Source organism: Pseudomonas sp. H3_E07 (assembly GCF_054668895.1).
Genome location: NZ_CP162795.1, coordinates 2,307,431 through 2,327,145, shown reverse-complemented (window position 1 = coordinate 2,327,145; position 19,715 = coordinate 2,307,431). Strand labels below are relative to the sequence as shown.

14 protein-coding genes are annotated in these 19,715 nt (G+C 61.7%); 5 read left to right on the top strand and 9 right to left on the bottom strand.

What is annotated here, in order from left to right; genetic code table 11:
* The 4 genes from AB4O08_RS10555 to hemE all read left to right on the top strand — a co-directional run bounded on the left by AB4O08_RS10555 (position 1) and on the right by hemE (position 9,273).
* Complete coding sequence (locus AB4O08_RS10555; RefSeq protein ID WP_010213754.1) at positions 1–1,572, top strand: SPOR domain-containing protein; 1,572 nt, start codon at positions 1–3, stop codon at positions 1,570–1,572.
* Positions 1,573–1,925: 353 nt separating this feature from the next.
* Positions 1,926–6,371, top strand: coding sequence for a glutamate synthase large subunit (gene gltB, locus AB4O08_RS10550; protein ID WP_460114851.1), 4,446 nt, complete (start codon positions 1,926–1,928; stop codon positions 6,369–6,371).
* 32 nt (positions 6,372–6,403) lie between these two features.
* Entirely contained in the window at positions 6,404–7,822 is a 1,419-nt protein-coding gene (locus AB4O08_RS10545) for an FAD-dependent oxidoreductase (protein WP_010213750.1), read from the top strand.
* Between the two features lie 383 nt (positions 7,823–8,205).
* Positions 8,206–9,273 (top strand): uroporphyrinogen decarboxylase, encoded by a 1,068-nt coding sequence (hemE, locus tag AB4O08_RS10540; protein ID WP_047544114.1) that lies wholly within the window; start codon positions 8,206–8,208, stop codon positions 9,271–9,273.
* A gap of 122 nt (positions 9,274–9,395) precedes the next feature.
* Here the strand turns inward: hemE and AB4O08_RS10535 are convergent, their stop codons facing one another.
* Positions 9,396–10,610 carry an MFS transporter gene (locus AB4O08_RS10535; protein ID WP_460114863.1) on the bottom strand — a complete coding sequence of 405 codons (1,215 nt, stop codon included), beginning with the start codon at positions 10,608–10,610 and terminating at the stop codon, positions 9,396–9,398.
* A gap of 185 nt (positions 10,611–10,795) precedes the next feature.
* Between AB4O08_RS10535 and AB4O08_RS10530 the strand changes: the two genes are divergently transcribed.
* Complete coding sequence (locus AB4O08_RS10530) at positions 10,796–11,689, top strand: LysR family transcriptional regulator (RefSeq protein ID WP_010213746.1); 894 nt, start codon at positions 10,796–10,798, stop codon at positions 11,687–11,689.
* Between the two features lie 1,491 nt (positions 11,690–13,180).
* On the opposite strand, the gene AB4O08_RS10525 is transcribed toward AB4O08_RS10530, so the two are convergent.
* The 8 genes from AB4O08_RS10525 to AB4O08_RS10490 are packed head-to-tail and all read right to left on the bottom strand — an operon-like array spanning position 13,181 to position 19,689.
* Positions 13,181–13,633, bottom strand: a complete 453-nt coding sequence (locus AB4O08_RS10525) for a hypothetical protein (RefSeq protein WP_021493278.1) — start codon at positions 13,631–13,633, stop codon at positions 13,181–13,183.
* 26 nt (positions 13,634–13,659) lie between these two features.
* Entirely contained in the window at positions 13,660–14,886 is a 1,227-nt protein-coding gene (locus tag AB4O08_RS10520; protein ID WP_010213741.1) for a beta-ketoacyl-ACP synthase, read from the bottom strand.
* Complete coding sequence (gene fabG / locus AB4O08_RS10515; protein ID WP_010213740.1) at positions 14,886–15,614, bottom strand: 3-oxoacyl-ACP reductase FabG; 729 nt, start codon at positions 15,612–15,614, stop codon at positions 14,886–14,888. The genes AB4O08_RS10520 and fabG overlap by 1 nt, the downstream gene beginning before the upstream one ends.
* The gene (locus tag AB4O08_RS10510; protein WP_010213738.1) at positions 15,611–16,072 is read right to left on the bottom strand and encodes an ApeP family dehydratase; all 462 of its coding nucleotides are present in this window, start codon (positions 16,070–16,072) and stop codon (positions 15,611–15,613) included. Before AB4O08_RS10510 ends, fabG begins: the two co-directional genes overlap by 4 nt.
* Entirely contained in the window at positions 16,069–17,235 is a 1,167-nt protein-coding gene (locus AB4O08_RS10505) for a beta-ketoacyl-[acyl-carrier-protein] synthase family protein (RefSeq protein WP_042571358.1), read from the bottom strand. The genes AB4O08_RS10510 and AB4O08_RS10505 overlap by 4 nt, the downstream gene beginning before the upstream one ends.
* Positions 17,232–17,714 carry a hypothetical protein gene (locus tag AB4O08_RS10500; protein WP_021493276.1) on the bottom strand — a complete coding sequence of 161 codons (483 nt, stop codon included), beginning with the start codon at positions 17,712–17,714 and terminating at the stop codon, positions 17,232–17,234. The genes AB4O08_RS10505 and AB4O08_RS10500 overlap by 4 nt, the downstream gene beginning before the upstream one ends.
* Entirely contained in the window at positions 17,711–18,445 is a 735-nt protein-coding gene (locus AB4O08_RS10495) for a class I SAM-dependent methyltransferase (protein WP_010213731.1), read from the bottom strand. The genes AB4O08_RS10500 and AB4O08_RS10495 overlap by 4 nt, the downstream gene beginning before the upstream one ends.
* Positions 18,442–19,689, bottom strand: a complete 1,248-nt coding sequence (locus AB4O08_RS10490; RefSeq protein ID WP_235364529.1) for an NAD(P)/FAD-dependent oxidoreductase — start codon at positions 19,687–19,689, stop codon at positions 18,442–18,444. Before AB4O08_RS10490 ends, AB4O08_RS10495 begins: the two co-directional genes overlap by 4 nt.
* Positions 19,690–19,715 lie beyond the last annotated feature (26 nt).

Genomic DNA, 19,715 nt, shown 5'->3' with positions numbered 1-19,715 from the left:
ATGACTAGTTTGCATGCCGACGAGGCGTTCCTCGGCCATTACCAGTTAAGCCACGACCCTTTTGCTCCACGGGTGCCTGGCTTCAAATTTTTCCCGGCCCAGCGCAAGCCAGTGCTCGGCCAACTGCACCACCTCGCGCGATACAGCCAACTGCTGCTGGTCGTGACCGGCCCGTTGGGCAGCGGCAAGACCCTGCTGCGCCAGGCCCTGGTGGCCAGTACCAACAAGCAGTCGGTACAGAGCGTGGTGGTATCGGCCCGTGGTGCCGGGGATGCGGCGGGCGTGCTGCGTCAGGTTGCCCAGTCCCTGGACGTGGCCACTGCCGAGCCAAACGCGATCCTCAAGCAGGTGGTACAACTGGGCCTGACCGGCCAGGAAGTCTACCTGCTGGTGGATGACGCCGAGCAGCTCGACGAATCCGCCCTGGAAGCGCTGCTGGCGCTGGCGGCGGGTACGCCGGAAGGTCGCCCGCACGTATTCCTGTTTGGCGAGTCGTCGCTGATCGCCGATCTGGAGCAGATCAGCGGTGATCAGGAGCTGTTCCACGTCATCGAATTGCAGCCGTACGAAGAGGAAGAAACCCGCGAATACCTGGCTCAACGCCTGGAAGGCGCAGGGGCGGGTATCGAACTTTTCTCCGCTCAGCAGATCTCTGATATTCACGAAAGCTCCGACGGCTGGCCTGGCACCATCAACCAGGTTGCCCGCGATGCCATGATCGAAGCCATGATTGCCAGCCGCACTGCGGTCAAGCGTCCAAAGATGGGGTTCACAATGCCTAAGAAACACGTATTGGCTATTTCCGCCGTTGTTGTGGTCGCTGTCGCCGCCGCCTGGTTGATCCCGGGTCGCAGCAAGGCACCGACCACCGCCGGCGCGCCAACCGAACAGGCGCAGTTGCCACTGGGCAAGCCCACACCAAATGTTGAATTCGCCAACTCCGGTCAACCGACCAACCTGCCGATGGTCGGCCAGCCTGTGATGCGTGGCCCCCTTGCAGAAGAAGCCGGTGGCATCTCCGAAGGCGACGACGGCGTGCCGGTGGAAGGCTCCAGCGCGACACCGCCAACCGTGACCACCACTGCACCGCCTGCGGGCGTGCCAGCGGGTCAGCCGGCCGCCAAGCCGACCCCCGCGCCTACCCCTGCGCCGACCGTCGCCACCGCCAAGCCTGCGCCTGTGACCAAGCCGGTTGCGCCTGCGCCAACCGTCAAGCCTACCCCGGCTCCAGCGGCCAAGCCGGCTGAAAAACCGGCCGCCACTGTTGCCAAAGCGGGTGCCGCTGGCAGCAGCTGGTACGCCAGTCAGCCTTCCGGCAACTTCGTGGTGCAGATCCTGGGCACCAGCTCCGAGGCCAACGCCCAGGCGTTCGTGAAAGAGCAGGGCGGCGAGTACCGTTATTTCAAGAAAGTGCTCAACGGCAAGCCTCTCTACGTGATCACCTACGGCAACTTCTCCAGCCGTGCAGCAGCCGATTCTGCGATCAAAGCCTTGCCAGCGAAGGTTCAGGCTGGTAAACCTTGGCCTCGCACTGTTGCCAGCGTTCAACAAGAACTCGCAACAACTCGCTGAAGATCCGGCGGCCTTACCCAGGCCGCCCTCCCGGCACCTCAAAAAATAACCGCAAGTGCGTGCAGTCTCTAGAGACCGCGCGCTTTGTGGTGTCTGCGTCACAGTAGCTTTTGAGTCGTAGCGGTCAGAATTAAAAAAGTTTTCACTAGCACAGCATATCGCTTTAAACCTTTCATAAATGCGACATAGATTTGCGACATTTCGTCGCTAAATTTGTGAGCGTCTGTGTCGGTGTGTACAATGACCTCCCTTTTGCCCCCGCTAAGCCGGCGTACGTTCGGCGTGGAAGGTAACCGGTTGAATTGAAAAGAAATTTGCCTCGATATAAGAGGCAGCCTGGTGAGAAAGTGTCTATGAAAGCAGGTCTGTACCAACCCGATGAATTCAAGGATAACTGCGGTTTCGGCCTGATAGCCCATATGCAGGGCGAACCCAGTCATACCCTTTTGCAAACGGCCATCGAGGCCCTGACCTGCATGACCCACCGCGGTGGGATCAACGCCGACGGCAAGACCGGTGACGGTTGCGGCTTGCTGATTCAAAAGCCCGACCAGTTCCTGCGTGCTGTCGCAAAAGAGCAATTTGCGGTCGACCTGCCCAAGCAGTACGCCGTGGGCATGGTGTTTTTCAACCAGGACCCGGTCAAAGCCGAAGCCGCTCGCGAGAACATGAACCGCGAGATCCTGGCCGCCGGCCTGCAGCTCGTCGGCTGGCGCAAAGTGCCGATCGACACCAGCGTGCTCGGCCGCCTGGCCAATGAGCGCCTGCCGCAGATCGAACAAGTGTTCATCGCGGGCGAAGGCCTGAGCGACCAGGACATGGCGATCAAGCTGTTTACCTCGCGTCGTCGCTCGTCCGTGGCCAACGCGGCCGACACCGACCACTACATCTGCAGCTTTTCCCACAAGACCATCATTTATAAAGGCCTGATGATGCCGGCGGACCTCACCGCCTTCTATCCAGACCTGAGCGATGAGCGCCTGCAAACCGCAATCTGCGTGTTCCACCAGCGCTTCTCCACCAACACCCTGCCGAAATGGCCGCTGGCCCAGCCATTCCGCTTCCTCGCCCACAATGGCGAGATCAACACCATCACCGGCAACCGCAACTGGGCCGTGGCCCGTCGCACCAAGTTCGCCAACGACCTGATGGACCTGGAAGAGCTCGGCCCATTGGTCAACCGTGTGGGTTCTGACTCGTCCAGCATGGACAACATGCTCGAACTGATGGTCACCGGTGGCATCGACCTGTTCCGTGGCGTGCGCATGATCATTCCGCCGGCGTGGCAGAACGTCGAGACCATGGACCCGGACCTGCGTGCATTCTACGAGTACAACTCGATGCACATGGAGCCGTGGGACGGCCCGGCCGGCGTGGTCATGACCGACGGTCGCTACGCGGTGTGCCTGCTCGACCGTAACGGTCTGCGCCCGGCGCGTTGGGTCACCACGACCAACGGCTTCATCACCCTCGCGTCGGAAATCGGCGTGTGGAACTACAAGCCGGAAGACGTCATCGCCAAAGGCCGTGTCGGTCCTGGCCAGATCCTTGCCGTGGACACCGAAACCGGTCAGATCCTCGACACCGACGCTATCGACAATCGCCTGAAGTCCCGTCACCCGTACAAGCAATGGCTGCGCAAGAACGCCCTGCGCATCCAGGCGACCATGGAAGACAATGACCACGGTTCGGCGTTCTACGATGTCGACCAGCTCAAGCAGTACATGAAAATGTACCAAGTCACGTTCGAAGAGCGTGACCAGGTGCTGCGCCCGCTTGGCGAGCAAGGCTACGAGGCGGTCGGCTCCATGGGCGACGACACGCCGATGGCCGTGCTGTCCCAGCGCGTGCGCACGCCGTACGACTATTTCCGTCAGCAGTTCGCCCAGGTGACCAACCCACCGATCGACCCGCTGCGTGAAGCCATCGTGATGTCGCTGGAAGTGTGCCTCGGTGCCGAGCGCAACATCTTCCAGGAATCGCCTGAGCACGCCTCCCGCGTGATCCTCAGCTCGCCAGTGGTCTCGCCGGCCAAGTGGCGCTCGCTGATGACCCTGGAGCGTCCAGGGTTCGACCGCCAGATCATCGACCTGAACTACGACGAGAGCCTCGGCCTTGAAGCCGCTGTGCGCAACGTCGCCGACCAGGCCGAAGAGGCCGTGCGCGCCGGTCGTACCCAGATCGTGCTGACTGACCGTCACATCGCGCCGGGCAAACTGCCGATCCACGCGTCCCTGGCCACCGGCGCAGTGCACCACCGCCTGACCGAAAAAGGCCTGCGCTGCGACTCCAACATCCTCGTGGAAACCGCCACTGCCCGCGACCCGCATCATTTTGCGGTGCTGATCGGCTTCGGCGCTTCGGCGGTGTACCCATTCCTCGCGTACGAAGTGCTGGGTGACCTGATCCGCACCGGTGAAGTGCTGGGCGACCTCTATGAGGTGTTCAAGAACTACCGTAAAGGCATCACCAAGGGCTTGCTGAAGATCCTGTCGAAGATGGGCATTTCCACCGTCACGTCTTACCGCGGTGCTCAATTGTTCGAAGCGATCGGCCTGTCCGAAGAAGTCTGCGACCTGAGCTTCCGTGGCGTGCCAAGCCGTATCAAAGGCGCGCGTTTCGTCGACATCGAAGCCGAACAGAAAGCCCTCGCGGCCGAAGCCTGGAGCGCGCGCAAGCCGATCCAGCAAGGCGGTCTGCTCAAGTTCGTGCACGGTGGTGAATACCACGCGTACAACCCGGACGTGGTCAGCACCCTGCAAGCCGCCGTGCAGCAGGGCGACTACGCCAAGTTCAAGGAATACACCGCGTTGGTGGACAACCGTCCGGTGTCGATGATCCGCGACCTGTTCAAGGTAAAAACGCTGGACACGCCGCTGGCCATCAGCGAAATCGAGCCGCTGGAATCGATCCTCAAGCGCTTCGACTCCGCCGGTATCTCCTTGGGCGCCTTGTCGCCTGAGGCCCACGAAGCCTTGGCCGAAGCCATGAACCGCCTGGGTGCGCGTTCCAACTCCGGCGAAGGTGGTGAAGACCCGGCGCGCTACGGCACTATCAAGAGCTCGAAAATCAAGCAGGTCGCGACCGGCCGTTTCGGCGTAACCCCGGAATACCTGGTCAACGCTGAAGTGCTGCAGATCAAGGTGGCCCAGGGCGCCAAGCCCGGTGAAGGCGGCCAGTTGCCAGGCGGCAAGGTCAACGGTCTGATCGCCAAGCTGCGTTATGCGGTACCGGGCGTGACGCTGATCTCGCCTCCGCCGCACCACGACATCTACTCGATTGAAGACTTGTCGCAGCTGATTTTCGACCTGAAACAAGTCAACCCGCAGGCCTTGGTTTCGGTGAAACTGGTGGCAGAAGCCGGCGTGGGCACCATCGCCGCCGGTGTGGCCAAAGCCTATGCCGACCTGATCACCATCTCCGGTTACGACGGCGGCACCGGCGCTTCGCCGCTGACCTCCATCAAGTACGCGGGCGCTCCGTGGGAACTCGGCCTGGCTGAGACCCACCAGACCCTGCGCGGCAACGACCTGCGCGGCAAGGTGCGTTTGCAGACCGACGGCGGCCTGAAAACCGGCCTCGACGTGATCAAGGCAGCGATCCTCGGTGCCGAAAGCTTCGGCTTCGGTACTGCGCCGATGATCGCCCTGGGCTGCAAATACCTGCGCATCTGCCACCTGAACAACTGCGCCACTGGCGTTGCGACTCAGAACGAGAAGCTGCGCAAGGATCACTACATCGGCACCGTCGACATGGTGGTGAATTTCTTCACCTACGTCGCCGAAGAGACCCGTGAGTGGCTGGCCAAGCTGGGTGTGCGTTCCCTCGAAGAACTGATCGGGCGTACCGACCTGCTGGACATCCTTGAAGGCCAGACCGCCAAGCAGAATCACCTGGACCTGACGCCGCTGTTGGGCAGCGACCACATCCCGGCAGACAAGCCACAATTCTGCCAGGTGGACCGCAACCCACCGTTCGACAAAGGCCTGTTGGCCGAGAAGATGGTCGAGATGGCTTCTTCCTCGATCAACGACGCCAGCGGTGGCGAATTCGCCCTGGATATCTGCAACTGCGACCGCTCCATCGGCGCACGCATCTCCGGCGAAATCGCACGCAAGCATGGCAACCAGGGTATGGCGAAAGCGCCGATCACCTTCCGCTTCAAGGGCACGGCGGGCCAGAGCTTCGGCGTGTGGAACGCCGGCGGCCTGCACATGTACCTGGAAGGCGACGCCAACGACTACGTGGGCAAGGGCATGACCGGTGGCAAGCTGGTGATCGTTCCGCCTCAAGGCAGCGTCTACAAGACCCAGGACAGTGCCATCATCGGCAACACCTGCTTGTACGGCGCCACCGGTGGCAAGCTGTTCGCCGCCGGCACTGCTGGTGAACGTTTCGCCGTGCGTAACTCCGGTGCCCACACCGTGGTGGAAGGCACGGGCGATCACTGCTGCGAGTACATGACCGGGGGCTTCGTCGCGGTACTGGGCAAGACCGGTTACAACTTCGGTTCGGGCATGACCGGCGGTTTCGCCTACGTGCTCGACCAGGACAACACCTTCGTCGACAAGGTCAACCACGAGTTGGTCGAGATCCAGCGGATCAGCGGCGAAGCCATGGAGTCCTACCGGAACCACTTGCAGCACGTGCTGGACGAGTACGTCGAGGAGACCGGCAGCGAATGGGGTCGTAACCTCGCCGAGAACCTCGATGATTACCTGCGTCGCTTCTGGCTGGTCAAGCCCAAGGCTGCCAACCTGAAATCGTTGCTTTCCAGCATCCGTGCCAACCCGCAGTGATATGCGCCTGAAGAGTTTGATGAGGTTTTAACATGGCTGAACGTCTGAATAACGACTTCCAGTTCATCGATGTCGGGCGCAAAGATCCGAAGAAGAAACTGTTGCGTCAACGCAAGAAAGAGTTCGTGGAGATCTACGAACCCTTCAAACCCCAGCACTCGGCCGACCAGGCCCACCGCTGCCTGGGTTGCGGTAACCCGTATTGCGAATGGAAGTGCCCGGTGCACAACTTCATTCCCAACTGGCTCAAGCTGGTGGCCGAGGGCAACATCCTCGCCGCCGCCGAGCTGTCGCACCAGACCAACACCCTGCCGGAAGTGTGCGGCCGGGTGTGCCCGCAGGACCGTCTGTGCGAGGGTGCGTGCACCCTCAACGACGGCTTCGGCGCGGTGACCATCGGTTCGGTGGAGAAGTACATCACCGACACCGCGTTCGCCATGGGCTGGCGTCCGGACATGTCCAAGGTCAAGCCGACCGGCAAGCGTGTCGCGATCATTGGCGCGGGCCCGGCGGGCCTGGGCTGTGCCGACGTGCTGGTGCGGGGTGGCGTGACCCCGGTGGTGTTCGACAAGAACCCGGAAATCGGCGGCCTGCTGACCTTCGGCATCCCCGAGTTCAAGCTGGAAAAAACCGTACTGAGCAACCGTCGAGAAGTGTTCACCGGCATGGGCATCGAGTTCCGCCTGAACACCGAGATCGGCAAAGACGTGACCATGGAGCAACTGCTCGAAGAATACGATGCCGTGTTCATGGGCATGGGCACCTACACCTACATGAAGGGCGGTTTTGCCGGTGAGGACCTGCCAGGCGTGTATGACGCGCTCGACTTCCTGATCGCCAACGTGAATCGCAACCTGGGCTTCGAAAAGTCGCCGGAAGACTTCGTCGACATGAAGGGCAAGAAGGTTGTGGTACTGGGCGGTGGCGACACCGCGATGGACTGCAACCGGACGTCGATTCGCCAGGGCGCCAAGTCGGTGACCTGTGCGTATCGTCGTGACGAAGCGAACATGCCGGGCTCGCGCAAAGAGGTGAAGAACGCCAAGGAAGAAGGCGTGAAATTCCTTTACAACCGCCAGCCGATTGCGATTGTCGGTGAAGACCGCGTCGAAGGCGTGAAGGTGGTCGAGACCCGTCTCGGCGAACCGGACGCCCGTGGCCGTCGCAGCCCCGAGCCGATCCCTGGTTCCGAAGAGATCATCCCGGCCGACGCCGTGGTCATCGCCTTCGGTTTCCGCCCAAGCCCGGCGCCGTGGTTCGAGCAGTTCCAGATCCAGACCGACAGCCAGGGCCGCGTCGTCGCCCCGGAACAAGGCCAGTACAAGCACCAGACCAGCAACCCGAAAATCTTCGCCGGTGGCGACATGGTGCGCGGGTCTGACCTGGTAGTGACGGCGATCTTCGAAGGCCGCAATGCCGCCGAAGGGATCCTGGACTACCTGCAAGTCTGACCCTGATTCCAGGTTGAAATGGGATCAAAATGTGGGAGCGGCGGTTCGACTTGCTCGCGAATGCGGTTTATCAGTCACCAGATGTATCGACTGACCCACCGCGTTCGCGAGCAAGCCCGCTCCCACATTGGTTTGTGTGTATTCAATAAAGTCATGGGTTGAAATGGGATCGAATGTGGGAGCTGGCTTGCCTGCGATAGCAATCGTGAATTCACCACCGCCATCGCAGGCAAGCCTGCTCCCACACAAACCCCGTTCCACAGTGGGGTTTGCGTCGCCAGTCATTGCGACAAATTGACCCGATAGACAAAAGGCACGGCTCACTCCGTGCCTTTTGCGTCCGGCTCTGAGAAAATGCCCGTACTTTTTTTGCGGATGCCGACATGACTGCCCTCAAGAACGACCGTTTCCTTCGTGCCCTGCTCAAGCAACCTGTGGACGTCACCCCTGTGTGGATGATGCGCCAAGCCGGTCGCTACCTGCCGGAGTACCGCGCCAGTCGCGCCCATGCCGGCGACTTCATGAGCCTGTGCATGAACCCGGAGTTCGCCTGCGAAGTCACGATGCAGCCGCTGGACCGCTACCCACAACTGGACGCGGCCATCCTCTTTTCCGACATCCTCACCATCCCTGACGCCATGGGCCAAGGCCTGTACTTTGAAACCGGCGAAGGTCCGCGTTTCAAGAAAGTCGTCAGCACCCTGGCCGATATCGAAGCGCTGCCGATCCCTGATCCGCACAAAGACCTCGGTTACGTGATGGACGCCGTGAGCACTATCCGCCGCGAGCTTAACGGCCGCGTGCCGCTGATCGGCTTCTCCGGCAGCCCTTGGACCCTGGCCACCTACATGGTCGAAGGCGGCTCGTCGAAAGACTTCCGCAAGACCAAGGCCATGCTCTACGACAACCCGCAAGCCATGCACCTGCTGCTGGACAAGCTGGCGCAGTCGGTCACTTCCTACCTCAACGGACAGATCATGGCCGGCGCGCAAGCGGTGCAGATCTTCGACACCTGGGGTGGCAACCTGTCGGCGGCGGCCTACCAGGAGTTCTCCCTAGCCTACATGCGCAAGATCGTCAGCGGCCTGATCCGTGAACACGAAGGCCGTAAAGTGCCGGTCATCCTGTTCACCAAAGGCGGTGGCCTGTGGCTGGAAAGCATTGCCGACGCCGGTGCTGACGCCCTTGGCTTGGACTGGACCTGCGACATTGGCGAAGCCCGCCGTCGCGTTGGCGGTCAGGTCGCGCTGCAAGGCAATATGGACCCGACCGTGCTGTATGCCAATCCGGAAGCGATCCGCACCGAAGTTGGCCGCATCCTCGCCAGCTACGGCAAGGGTACCGGGCATGTATTCAACCTGGGCCATGGCATTACGCCGGAAGTGAATCCGGAGCATGCCGGCGCGTTCCTGCGCGCGGTGCATGAACTGTCCGCGCAATACCACGAATAACACGCAAAACAAATGTGGGAGGAGCGGGCTTGCTCGCGAATGCGGAGTGTCAGTTGATACAGTCATGCCTGATACACTGCATTCGCGAGCAAGCCCGCTCCCACATTTAAAGCAGCACCGTATCAGGCCTTCACAATCCCCAACGGCGGCAACTTCGCCAACTTCAACGCCACCAGCAACGCACCTATCAAAAGCGCCACGATAAACGCGCCGATGCCGTTCCACCCGGCAAAGTGCCAGAAGAACCCGCCCGCCGTTCCGGCAATACTCGACCCCACGTAGTAGCAGAACAGGTACAGCGACGATGCCTGCCCCTTCGCCTTCACCGCGCGGCGGCCGATCCAGCTGCTGGCCACCGAGTGGGCGCCGAAGAAGCCGAAGGTAAAGATCAGCATGCCCGGCACCACCAGCCACAGTGGGCTGAACAGGGTCAGGAGCATGCCGGCGAGCATCAGCACAATGGTGGCCCACAGCACGCGGCGGCGACCGAGGCGGTCAGCCAGGGAGCCGATTTTCGCCGAACTGTAGATACCCGAGAGGTACACTAGCGACAGCAGGCCGACCACGGCTTGGCTCAGGTCGTAGGGATCGGCCAGCAGGCGATAGCCGATGTAATTGAACATCGTCACGAACGCGCCCATCAGCAGGAAGGCTTCGAGGAACAGCCACGGCAGGCCCGCATCCTTGAAGTGCATGACAAAGCCGTCCACCAGGCTACGCGGCTTGAGACTGCTGGCGCGGAAGTTGCGCGATTCGGGGAGGATTTTCCAGAACACCGTGGCGGCGATCAGCGCCAGGGCGCCGATGATCAACATTGCGGTGTGCCAACTGACGAAGTCGATCAACACGCCGATGATCAGGCGCCCGCTCATGCCGCCAATCGCGTTGCCACCAATGTACAGGCCCATGGCCAGGCCGATGTGCTGCGGGTGGATCTCTTCGCTCAGGTAGGTCATGGCCACGGCGGCCAGGCCGCTCAGCGACAGGCCCACCAGTGCGCGCATGAATAGAATCCCTTCCCAGGACGGCATCAAACCACTGGCAATCGTCGCGAACGCGGCGCAGAACAACGCGGCGACCATCACCGGTTTACGTCCCAGGGTGTCGGAAATCGGCCCGGTAATCAGCAGGCCCAGCGCGAGCATCGCGGTGGACACGGACAGGATCAGACTACTCTGCGCGGCATTGATGGAAAACTCGTGGGACAGCGCCGGCATCATCGGCTGCACGCAATACAGCAGGGCAAAGGTGGCGAACCCCCCGGAGAACAGCGCCAGCACCGTGCGCATGAACATCGGCGTGCCTTTTTCGATGTACGCGTCATTGAGCTGGGCCACTACCTCATCGAGGGCAGTGGGCGGGACTTCTTGAGCAAGTGGAGCGACAGCAGAATTCACGGGGACCTCGGGGGAGGAAGAGTGTGCCAGGACCGGCCATGCAAAAAAGAATATAGCTGGCTAATGATTCTTTCCAATATATTGTTCGACCTGTTTGATAGTTTTTACGACCTAATGAGGTTTGCATGGAATTGCGTCACTTGCGGTACTTCATTGCCGTCGCCGAAGAACTGCACTTTGGCCGGGCTGCGCAGGTGCTAGGCATTTCGCAGCCGCCGCTGAGTCAGCAGATACAGGCGCTGGAGCAGGAGGTGGGCGCGCGGTTGTTCGAGCGTACCAATCGTCGGGTCGAGCTGAGCGAGGCGGGGCGTTTGTTCCTGCACGAGGCGCGGTTGGTGCTGGCGCAGGTGGACAAGGCGGCGGATGTAGCGCGCCGGGCGCAGTTGGGTGAGCTGGGTGAATTGAAGATCGGCTTCACGTCATCGGCACCGTTTAACTCCAGCATTCCCCAGGCGATCTTTGCATTTCGCCAGGCGTTCCCGGCGGTGCATCTCAATCTGCAAGAGATGAGCAGCACCGAGGTGGCCGAGTCGCTGGTGGACGAGTCGATTCAGGTGGGCTTGATGCGCCCCCTGCCGTTGCCGGACTCACTGAGTGTGGTCGAGTTGATGCGCGAACCGCTGGTGGCCGTCATGAACGCTGGCCACCCGTTGGTAGCAGGCAGTGAGCGTGGCCTGCACCTGGCGCAGTTGGCGGAAGAACCATTCGTGTTTTTCCCGCGCAGCTACGGCAGTGGACTCTACGCGCAGTTGCTCAGCCTGTGCCGAGACGCCGGTTTCAGCCCGCATTTTGCCCAGGAAGCGGGGGAGGCGATGACCATCATCGGTCTGGTCGCGGCGGGGTTGGGCGTGTCGGTGCTGCCCGCGTCTTACCAGCGCATACGGATTGACGGAGTGGTGTATCGCACCTTGCTGGACCCGGAGGCGGTGACGTCGGTATGGCTGGTGCAGCGAAAAGGCGCGCAGACGCCGATGGCTGCGGCGTTTGTGGAGTTGTTAACGCGTAAATCCGCTCAGTAAGAACGCGTACTTCAACGCGAAGCAGATCGAATGGAAGCTGTCGAGCTTTAGCGAGGCTGCGAAAGGATCACCGCGCCGTATCTGCAAGACCGCAGCGCCTGCATCGCAGCCTCGCTAAAGCTCGACAGCTCCCACCTTTGATCGTCGCAGTTTTCCAACTGTGGTTGCGTCAGGCATATGCCCGAGTTCCCGCAAGGGGCTTGTGAGACGCCGATGGCTGCGGCACGCGTAAATCCGCTCAGTAGGAACGCGTACTTCAACGCGAAGCAGATCGAGGTGGGAGCTGTCGAGCTTTAGCGAGGCTGCGAAAGGATCACCGCGCCGTATCTGCAAGACCGCAGCGCCTGCATCGCAGCCTCGCTAAAGCTCGACAGCTCCCACCTTTGATCGTCGCAGTTTTCCAACTGTGGTTGCGTCAGGCATATGCCCGAGTTCCCGAAAGGGGCTTGTGAGACGCCGATGGCTGCGGCACGCGTAAATCCGCTCAGTAGGAACGCGTACTTCAACGCGAAGCAGATCGAGGTGGGAGCTGTCGAGCTTTAGCGAGGCTGCGAAAGGATCACCACGCCGTATCTGCAAGACCGCAGCGCCTGCATCGCAGCCTCGCTAAAGCTCGACAGCTCCCACCTTTGATCGTCGCAGTTTTCCAGCTGTGGTTGCTTCAGGCATATGCCCGAGTTCCCGAAAGGGGCTTGTGAGACGCCGATGGCTGCGGCGTTTGTGGAGTTGTTAACGCGTAAATCCGCTCAGTAAGAACGCGTACTTCAACGCGAAGCAGATCGATGTGGGAGCTGTCGAGCTTTAGCGAGGCTGCGAAAGGATCACCGCGCCGTATCTGCAAGACCGCAGCGCCTGCATCGCAGCCTCGCTAAAGCTCGACAGCTCCCACCTTTGATCGTCGCAGTTTTCCAACTGTGGTTGCGTCAGGCATATGCCCGAGTTCCCGAAAGGAGCTTGTGAGACGCCGATGGCTGCGGCGTTTGTAAAGTTGTTAACGCGTAAATCCGCTCAGTAGGAACGCGTACTTCAACGCGAAGCAGATCGAGGTGGGAGCTGTCGAGCTTCAGCGAGGCTGCGAAAGGATCAACGCGCCGTGTCTGCAAGACCGCAGCGCCTGCATCGCAGCCTCGCTAAAGCTCGACAGCTCCCACCTTTGATCGTCGCAATTTTCCAACTGTGGTTGCTTCAGGCATATGCCCGAGCTCCCGAAAGTGGCTTGTGAGACGCCGATGGCTGCGGCACGCGTAAATCCGCTCAGTAGGAACGCGTACTTCAACGCGAAGCAGATCGAGGTGGGAGCTGTCGAGCTTCAGCGAGGCTGCGAAAGGATCACCGCGCCGTATCTGCAAGACCGCAGCGCCTGCATCGCAGCCTCGCTAAAGCTCGACAGCTCCCACCTTTGATCGTCGCAGTTTTCCATCTGTGGTTGCTTCAGGCATATGCCCGAGTTCCCGAAAGGCGCCCTTTGTCGTTTCTGAGGGCGCGACAACCTCAGTTCTGCTTGGTACTGCCCGTCTGCTCAAACAACTGCGCCGCCGACCCTGCCTCACCACTCACGCCATTGCTGCGCAACCCCGCCATGATGTCGCTGTCCAGGTTGTTCACCCAACGGTTGTAGTTGCGATGGATCTTGCCGTCCTTGTAGCCGAGGTCGCGGCTGTCACGGTAGGTGATCGCGTAGCTGTTGCGGGTGTAGCGAATGTCGATGGCCGCGTAATACTGGTTGCGCACCGTGATCTCGGCCTGCACCAGTTGTGGGCTCAGGCGTTGAACCGTCCATTCACGTTTTTGCAGGGCGTTGACGATCACCGCTTTCATTTTTTCTTCGCTGACCTGGGCGTTGGCCGGCAGGTCGTGCTGGGTGTTGAGGATCGGCTTGCTGGTGCAGCCGGCGGTGACCAGCAGGGTCAGGGTGATCAGGGTGACGCGCAGCAAGGAAGACATTCCGTATTCTCCAATCGATTAAAAAGTCAGGACCAGCGGCGGAAGATCAGCGACGTATTGACGCCGCCAAAGGCAAAGTTGTTGTTCATCACGTAGTCGTGGTGCATCTCGCGGAACTCACCTTGCAGGTAATCCAGCTCTCCGCATTGCGGGTCTACCGACTCCAGGTTGAAGGTGTGCACGTACTGGTCGCGGTTCATCATCTCGATGCTGAACCATGACTCCAGCGCGCCGCATGCACCCAAGGTGTGGCCGAGGAAACTCTTCTGCGAGCTGATGGGCATGCGACTGCCGAACAGACTGCTGGTGGCCAACGTCTCGGCGATATCGCCCTGGTCGGTCGCTGTGCCGTGACCGTTTACGTAGCCGATCGCGGAAGGCTCAAGCCCGGCATCTTCCAGGGCCAGTTCCATCGCACGACGCATGGTTTTCTGTTCCGGGCGGGTAGTGTGCTGGCCATCGGCGTTGCTGCCGAAGCCCACCAGTTCGGCGTGGATATGCGCACCACGGGCCAACGCATGTTCCAGTTCTTCGAGCACCAGCATGCCGCCGCCTTCGCCGATCACCAGCCCGTCGCGGCCGCTGTCGTAGGGGCGCGGGCTGGTCTGCGGCGCATCATTTTTCAGGCTGGTGGCGTAGAGCGCGTCGAACACCATGGCTTCGGTGGGGCACAGCTCTTCCGCGCCGCCGGCGAGCATCAATGGCAAGCGGCCGAACTTGATCGCTTCATAGGCATAGCCGATGCCCTGGCTGCCGCTGGTGCAGGCGCTGGAGGTGGGGATCAGCCGCCCGGTCAGGCCAAAAAAGATGCTGATATTCGCCGCCGTGGTGTGCGGCATCATGCGCACATAGGAGTTGGCATTCAGCCCCTCGGCCACCGAGTTCAGCAGCATGTTGCCGAACGCCTTGATCTCGTCGGTGCTGCCGGTGGACGAGCCGCAGGCCACACCCATGCGCCCGTCCTTGATCGACTCGTCGCCGAGCAAGCCGGCGTCCTGCAACGCCTGTTCCGCCGCCCACACCGCCAGGCGTGACACCCGGCCCATGCTGCGCAGTTGCTTGCGTGTCCAGTGAGCGGGCACGACAAAATCGTCGATCGGCCCGGCCAGGCGCGTGTTCAATTCGGTAAAGCGGTCCCACTCGTCCATGCGCCGAATGCCGCTGCGGTTGGCGCGGAAGTTGGCGGCGATGGTGTCCCAATCGCTGCCCAGGGAGGTCATGCCGGCCATGCCGGTGACGACAACGCGCTTCATCAGCACAGGCCTCCATTCACGGCCAGGACCTGGCGCGTGATGTAGCCTGCCTCGGCCGACATCAGGAAATTCACCGCGCCGGCCACTTCTTCCGGCGTACCCATGCGCTGCGCCGGGATCATCTTCATCAGTTCTTCCACCGGCACGTTCTCATCCAGCATGGCGGTGTCGATCAAGCCCGGGGCGACGCAGTTGACGGTGATCTTGCGTTTGCCCAGCTCGATGGCCAGGGCCTTGGCCGCACCGATCAAGCCGGCTTTGGAGGCGCTGTAATTGACCTGGCCGCGGTTGCCGATCAGACCGGAAACCGAGGTGATGCAGACGATACGCCCGGCCGCGCGACGACGAATCATCGGCATCATCACCGGGTGCAGCACGTTGTAGAAACCGTCGAGGTTGGTGCGCATCACCACGTCCCAGTCGTCTTCCGACAAGGCCGGGAAGGCGCCGTCACGGGTCAGTCCGGCGTTGAGCACCACGCCGTAATAGGCGCCATGTTGCTCGACATCGGCTTCCAGGATGGCTTTGCACACAGCACGGTCCGCCACATCGAACTGCAGCACCCGCGCCTTGCGGCCCAGGGCTTCAACCTCGGCCAGCACTGCATCGGCTTCCGCACGACCGCTGCGGCAATGCAGCACGATGTCATGCCCGGCCTGGGCCAGGCGCAGGGCGATAGCGCGGCCGATGCCACGGCTGGAGCCGGTGACCAGTACGGATTCAGTCATGGCGTTACGTCCTTCGATTCATCTAAATAGTTAGCCGCCTGGGGCGGTCGAAATACATTCAAGCGGGCGCTGGCCTGGATTCCATCACCGGTCAGGTGGCATTCGAACACACCCATGCCGTTGTCGTCTTCCAGGGAGCGCAGGCCGTGGATCGCCAGCTCAGCGCCTGTCGGGAAGCAATCCACGTTGCACTCGAATTTACGTGTGCCGAGCAGGAAGCCCAGCTCCACGGCTTCGCCTTTCTGACGCGCGCGGCAACCGGCGTAGGCGGCGACGCTTTGCGCCATCAACTCGATGCCGACCCAGGCCGGCAGGCTGCCGTCCGGGCGGTTGAACAGGCCGCCGGGTTTGACGGTCATGCGGGTGTGGATCTGCTCTTCATCGAACGACAGCACCTGGTCGATCAGGATCATGTCGCCCGCGTGGGGCAGCAGTTCGGCGAGTGGCCAATCGATCATGGGGCCTCTCCGATTATCAGGCTGACATTGTTACCGCCGAAGGCAAACGAATTGCTCATCAGGCAGCGCTTTCCCAGGGGTTCTGCAGCTTGCGCCCATTGTAAAGCGGGGAGTGCCGGGTCGGCCTGGCCGTCCCACACATGGGGAGGGACGCGGTTGTGAGCCAGGCTCAACCAGCAGAACGCAGCTTCCAGCGCCCCGGCTGCGCCCAGGGTGTGGCCGCTCATGGGTTTGGTCGACGAACAGGCCACGCCGTCCGGGAACAGGCTGGCGACGGCCAGGCTTTCCATGGCGTCGTTATGTTGGGTCGCCGTGCCGTGAAGGTTCAGGTAACCAATCTGCTCGGGCTGCAGTTGGGCGCTGGCCAAGGCCTTGCGCATCGACTGCAATGCGCCTTTGCCGGTGGGCTCGGGCGCCGAGATATGGTGTGCATCGCAACTGGCGCCGCTGCCCAGCAGGGCGATGGGCGCGCGCTCCTTGCTCATCAGAAACAGCACGGCCGCTTCGCCGATGTTGATGCCGTTGCGGTTCACCGAGAACGGATTGCAGCGTTCGTTCGACACCGCGTCCAATGAGCTGAAACCGTTGAGGGTCAGCTTGCACAGGCTGTCGACGCCGCCGCAGATCACCGCATCGCACACGCCCAGGTCCAACAAGCGCTGGGCACTCATCAAGGCGCGGGCGCTGGAGGTGCAGGCGGTGGAAATCACATAAGCCGGGCCGCTCAGTTGCAGCCAGTCGGCGAGGAAATTTGCCGGCGCGCTGAGTTCCTGTTGCTGGTAGTCGTAGTCGCCGGGGAATTGCTGTTCCCGCAGGAAGTGGGCGATGCCACGACTGGCCTCGTCGATGCCCGAGGTGCTGGTGCCGAGCACAATGCCGACCCGCGAAGCGCCGTAGGTGTGGATCGCCTGGCGGATCGCGCCCTCGATCTGCAACGCGGCTTCCAGTAGCAACTGGTTATTGCGGCTGCTTTGCTGGCCCAGCTCGGCGGGGATGGTCGCCAGCTCGCCGTGTACACCGGCCACCGGTAATACGCGCTCCGGCACCCAGCCGCTTTCGGCGCGCATCCCGCTGCAGTCACCGGCAAACAGGTTACGGCTGACTTCATCCTGGCCACGGCCAAGGGCGCAGATCACGCCCAGCGCGTTGAGGTAGGCGCTCATCGGGCGGCTCCGAGCGGCGTGATGCGGTAGCTCAAGGGCTGGCCGGTGATGTTCACGCTGAAGACCTCGGACGATTGATACACAATCTGCCAATGCCCCGGCAGGGTGCGCGTCAGGTCCATGGCCTGGGCGCTGGGGTAGAGCGCGCGCACGTCATCCGCCGAGGTCAAGGCAAACAGCAACGCGGCAAACAGCTCACGCGCCTGGGGGTTGGGCGGCAGCAAGCCATCGGCCTGCCATTTGCCATCGATCAGTTTTTGGCGGGCCTGGGGGATGCCCAGCGGGTCCATCATCGACCACCGAATGCCGCCGCCTTCGCGCTGGATCACCAGCAGCCAGTCCTGGCTCTGGCCATCGGCCAGGCGCTGCACATGCAGTTGCACCGGCAAGGCCAGGGTTGGGGTTTTCTCGGGCAGCGGCGGTTGGCTGGCGCAGGCGCTCAGCAGCAACAGGCAGGCGATCAACCACGTGCGCATCATGGGGCAGCGCTCGCCAGAGGTTTGCGTGCCACACAGTTGACCAACGTTTCCTCACGCTGGCCTACCGGTGGCGCCTTGCGCAGGCCCCAGCGTTCCAGCAGGCCGAAATCGCGGGAACGGCTCCACCACAGGTATGGATACGAGACGTGTTGCGGGCCGAATTCAAAACCCTGCTCGCGGATCATCTCCAGGTACTCTTCGGCGCTTTTCTGCACATGCATCGGGTGGCGGAACAGCCAGCGGATCACCCAGGTGTCGATATAGGCTTCGGTGGATTCGGCAAACAGCAGATAACCACCCGGCTTGAGCACGCGGTAGAACTCCTTGAGTGCGCGGTGCTGTTCCACCAGGTGGTGGAAGGTCTGGTGGCAGAACAGGATATCGACGCTTTCGTCCGGCACTTGCAAGGTGGCGCAGTCGCTGCCGATCAGCTCGATGGCCAAGCCTTGGCGCTTGGCTTCTTCACGGCTCAGTTCCAGGCTGTGCGGGTCGGCATCCAGGCCGATCAGGCGCGCGGGGGCGAACACCTGCTGCAAGTACTGGAACGATTTGCCCTGGCCACAACCGGCGTCCAGCAGTACCGGCGCTTCTGGCAAGGAGTCGGTAAACAGGCTACGCAGGTCGTTGATCGCCACGCGCAGCACATGGTGCTGCCAGGTGTGGCTGCGCAGGAACCAAAAGCCGAACTTGGTCTCTTCGACGTAGTTTTTACTCAGGTACTGACTGCTCATACCGGCTCACTCGCACAAATCTCCGATAACATCCGCAACCGGCGCTTGGGCTCGCTCACAAACGGGTTGCGCTCATCCCACGCGTAACCGGCGAGGATCGAACAGATCATCCGGCGAATCTCCGGCGAACTGTCCGGATGGAAGATCACATCCTGGAAGGTCCCGGCGTACCAACCCTCGACGTAGCAGCGGAAGGTGTCCACGCCACGTTTCAACGGCGCTGCAAATTCGCTCTCCCAGTCCACGGTTTCGCCTTTGAGCTGACGATGCAGCACGCCAGCGGCCATGCTCGCCGAGCGCATGGCGATGGTCACCCCGGAGGAAAACACCGGGTCGAGGAATTCCGCCGCATTGCCCAGCAATGCAAAGCCCGGCCCGTGCAGGGTTTTGACGTTGGCCGCGTAGCCGCCGATGGTGCGCGCGGGCGTATCCCACACGGCGTTTTGCAGCACGCTGGACAGGCTTGGGGTTTCCTCGATAAAGCCGCGCAGGCAGGCATCGAGGTCACCATCGCGGCCGTCGAAATGTTCCTTGGCCGCGACCACGCCCACCGAGCAGCGACCGTTGCTGAACGGGATGGTCCAGAACCAGATGTCACGCTGGGTCGGATGTGTGGTCACCAGAATCTTGTTACGGTCGAAGCCAGGATGTTCGATGCGGTCTTCGACGTGGGTGAACACGGCCTGGCGCACAGGAAAGTCGGACGGCAGATCCAGGTCCAGCAGACGCGGCAGCACGCGGCCATAGCCGCTGGCATCGAGCACGAACTTGGCCTTGAGGTGGTACTCGCTACCGTTCTCACGGCGTACATGCAGGTAACGGGATTCGCCCTTGAAGTCCACGCCGACGAGGGTCTCGCCGTAGCGAATCTCCACGCCTTGCAGCGCGGCTTGATCGGCCAGCAGCTTGTCGAACTCGCCGCGCTGCACCTGGAAGGTGGTGGGCTTGCCGTTGCTGAAGGTGTCACTGAAATCAAAGGCGCTGTAGCGCTCGCCCCAGGCGAACGCTGCACCCGTTTTCACCTGAAACCCTGCGGCCTGTACCGCTTCGAGCATGCCCGCTTCTTCGATGAAGTCGATGCAGTGGGACAGCAGGCTTTCGCCGATCGAGAACCGCGGGAAATGCTGGCGCTCGATGATCAATACATCATGCCCTTTGCGCTTTAACAGCGCGGCGGCGATGGCCCCGGACGGACCGGCACCGATCACCACCACCTGGCGACGTTCCATTTCAACTATGGGCACGAGGGCTCCTTGCCACATTGGCGATA

Excerpts from the sequence above, each read along its gene's own strand:
- AB4O08_RS10530 (WP_010213746.1), top strand. The coding sequence starts at position 10,796 with ATGGAATTGCGTCACTTGCGGTACTTCATTGCCGTCGCCGAAGAACTG.
- AB4O08_RS10555 (WP_010213754.1), top strand. The coding sequence starts at position 1 with ATGACTAGTTTGCATGCCGACGAGGCGTTCCTCGGCCATTACCAGTTA.
- AB4O08_RS10545 (WP_010213750.1), top strand. The coding sequence starts at position 6,404 with ATGGCTGAACGTCTGAATAACGACTTCCAGTTCATCGATGTCGGGCGC.
- AB4O08_RS10510 (WP_010213738.1), bottom strand. The coding sequence starts at position 16,072 with ATGATCGATTGGCCACTCGCCGAACTGCTGCCCCACGCGGGCGACATG.
- hemE (WP_047544114.1), top strand. The coding sequence starts at position 8,206 with ATGACTGCCCTCAAGAACGACCGTTTCCTTCGTGCCCTGCTCAAGCAA.
- fabG (WP_010213740.1), bottom strand. The coding sequence starts at position 15,614 with ATGACTGAATCCGTACTGGTCACCGGCTCCAGCCGTGGCATCGGCCGC.
- AB4O08_RS10520 (WP_010213741.1), bottom strand. The coding sequence starts at position 14,886 with ATGAAGCGCGTTGTCGTCACCGGCATGGCCGGCATGACCTCCCTGGGC.
- AB4O08_RS10500 (WP_021493276.1), bottom strand. The coding sequence starts at position 17,714 with ATGATGCGCACGTGGTTGATCGCCTGCCTGTTGCTGCTGAGCGCCTGC.
- AB4O08_RS10525 (WP_021493278.1), bottom strand. The coding sequence starts at position 13,633 with ATGTCTTCCTTGCTGCGCGTCACCCTGATCACCCTGACCCTGCTGGTC.
- gltB (WP_460114851.1), top strand. The coding sequence starts at position 1,926 with ATGAAAGCAGGTCTGTACCAACCCGATGAATTCAAGGATAACTGCGGT.
- AB4O08_RS10505 (WP_042571358.1), bottom strand. The coding sequence starts at position 17,235 with ATGAGCGCCTACCTCAACGCGCTGGGCGTGATCTGCGCCCTTGGCCGT.
- AB4O08_RS10495 (WP_010213731.1), bottom strand. The coding sequence starts at position 18,445 with ATGAGCAGTCAGTACCTGAGTAAAAACTACGTCGAAGAGACCAAGTTC.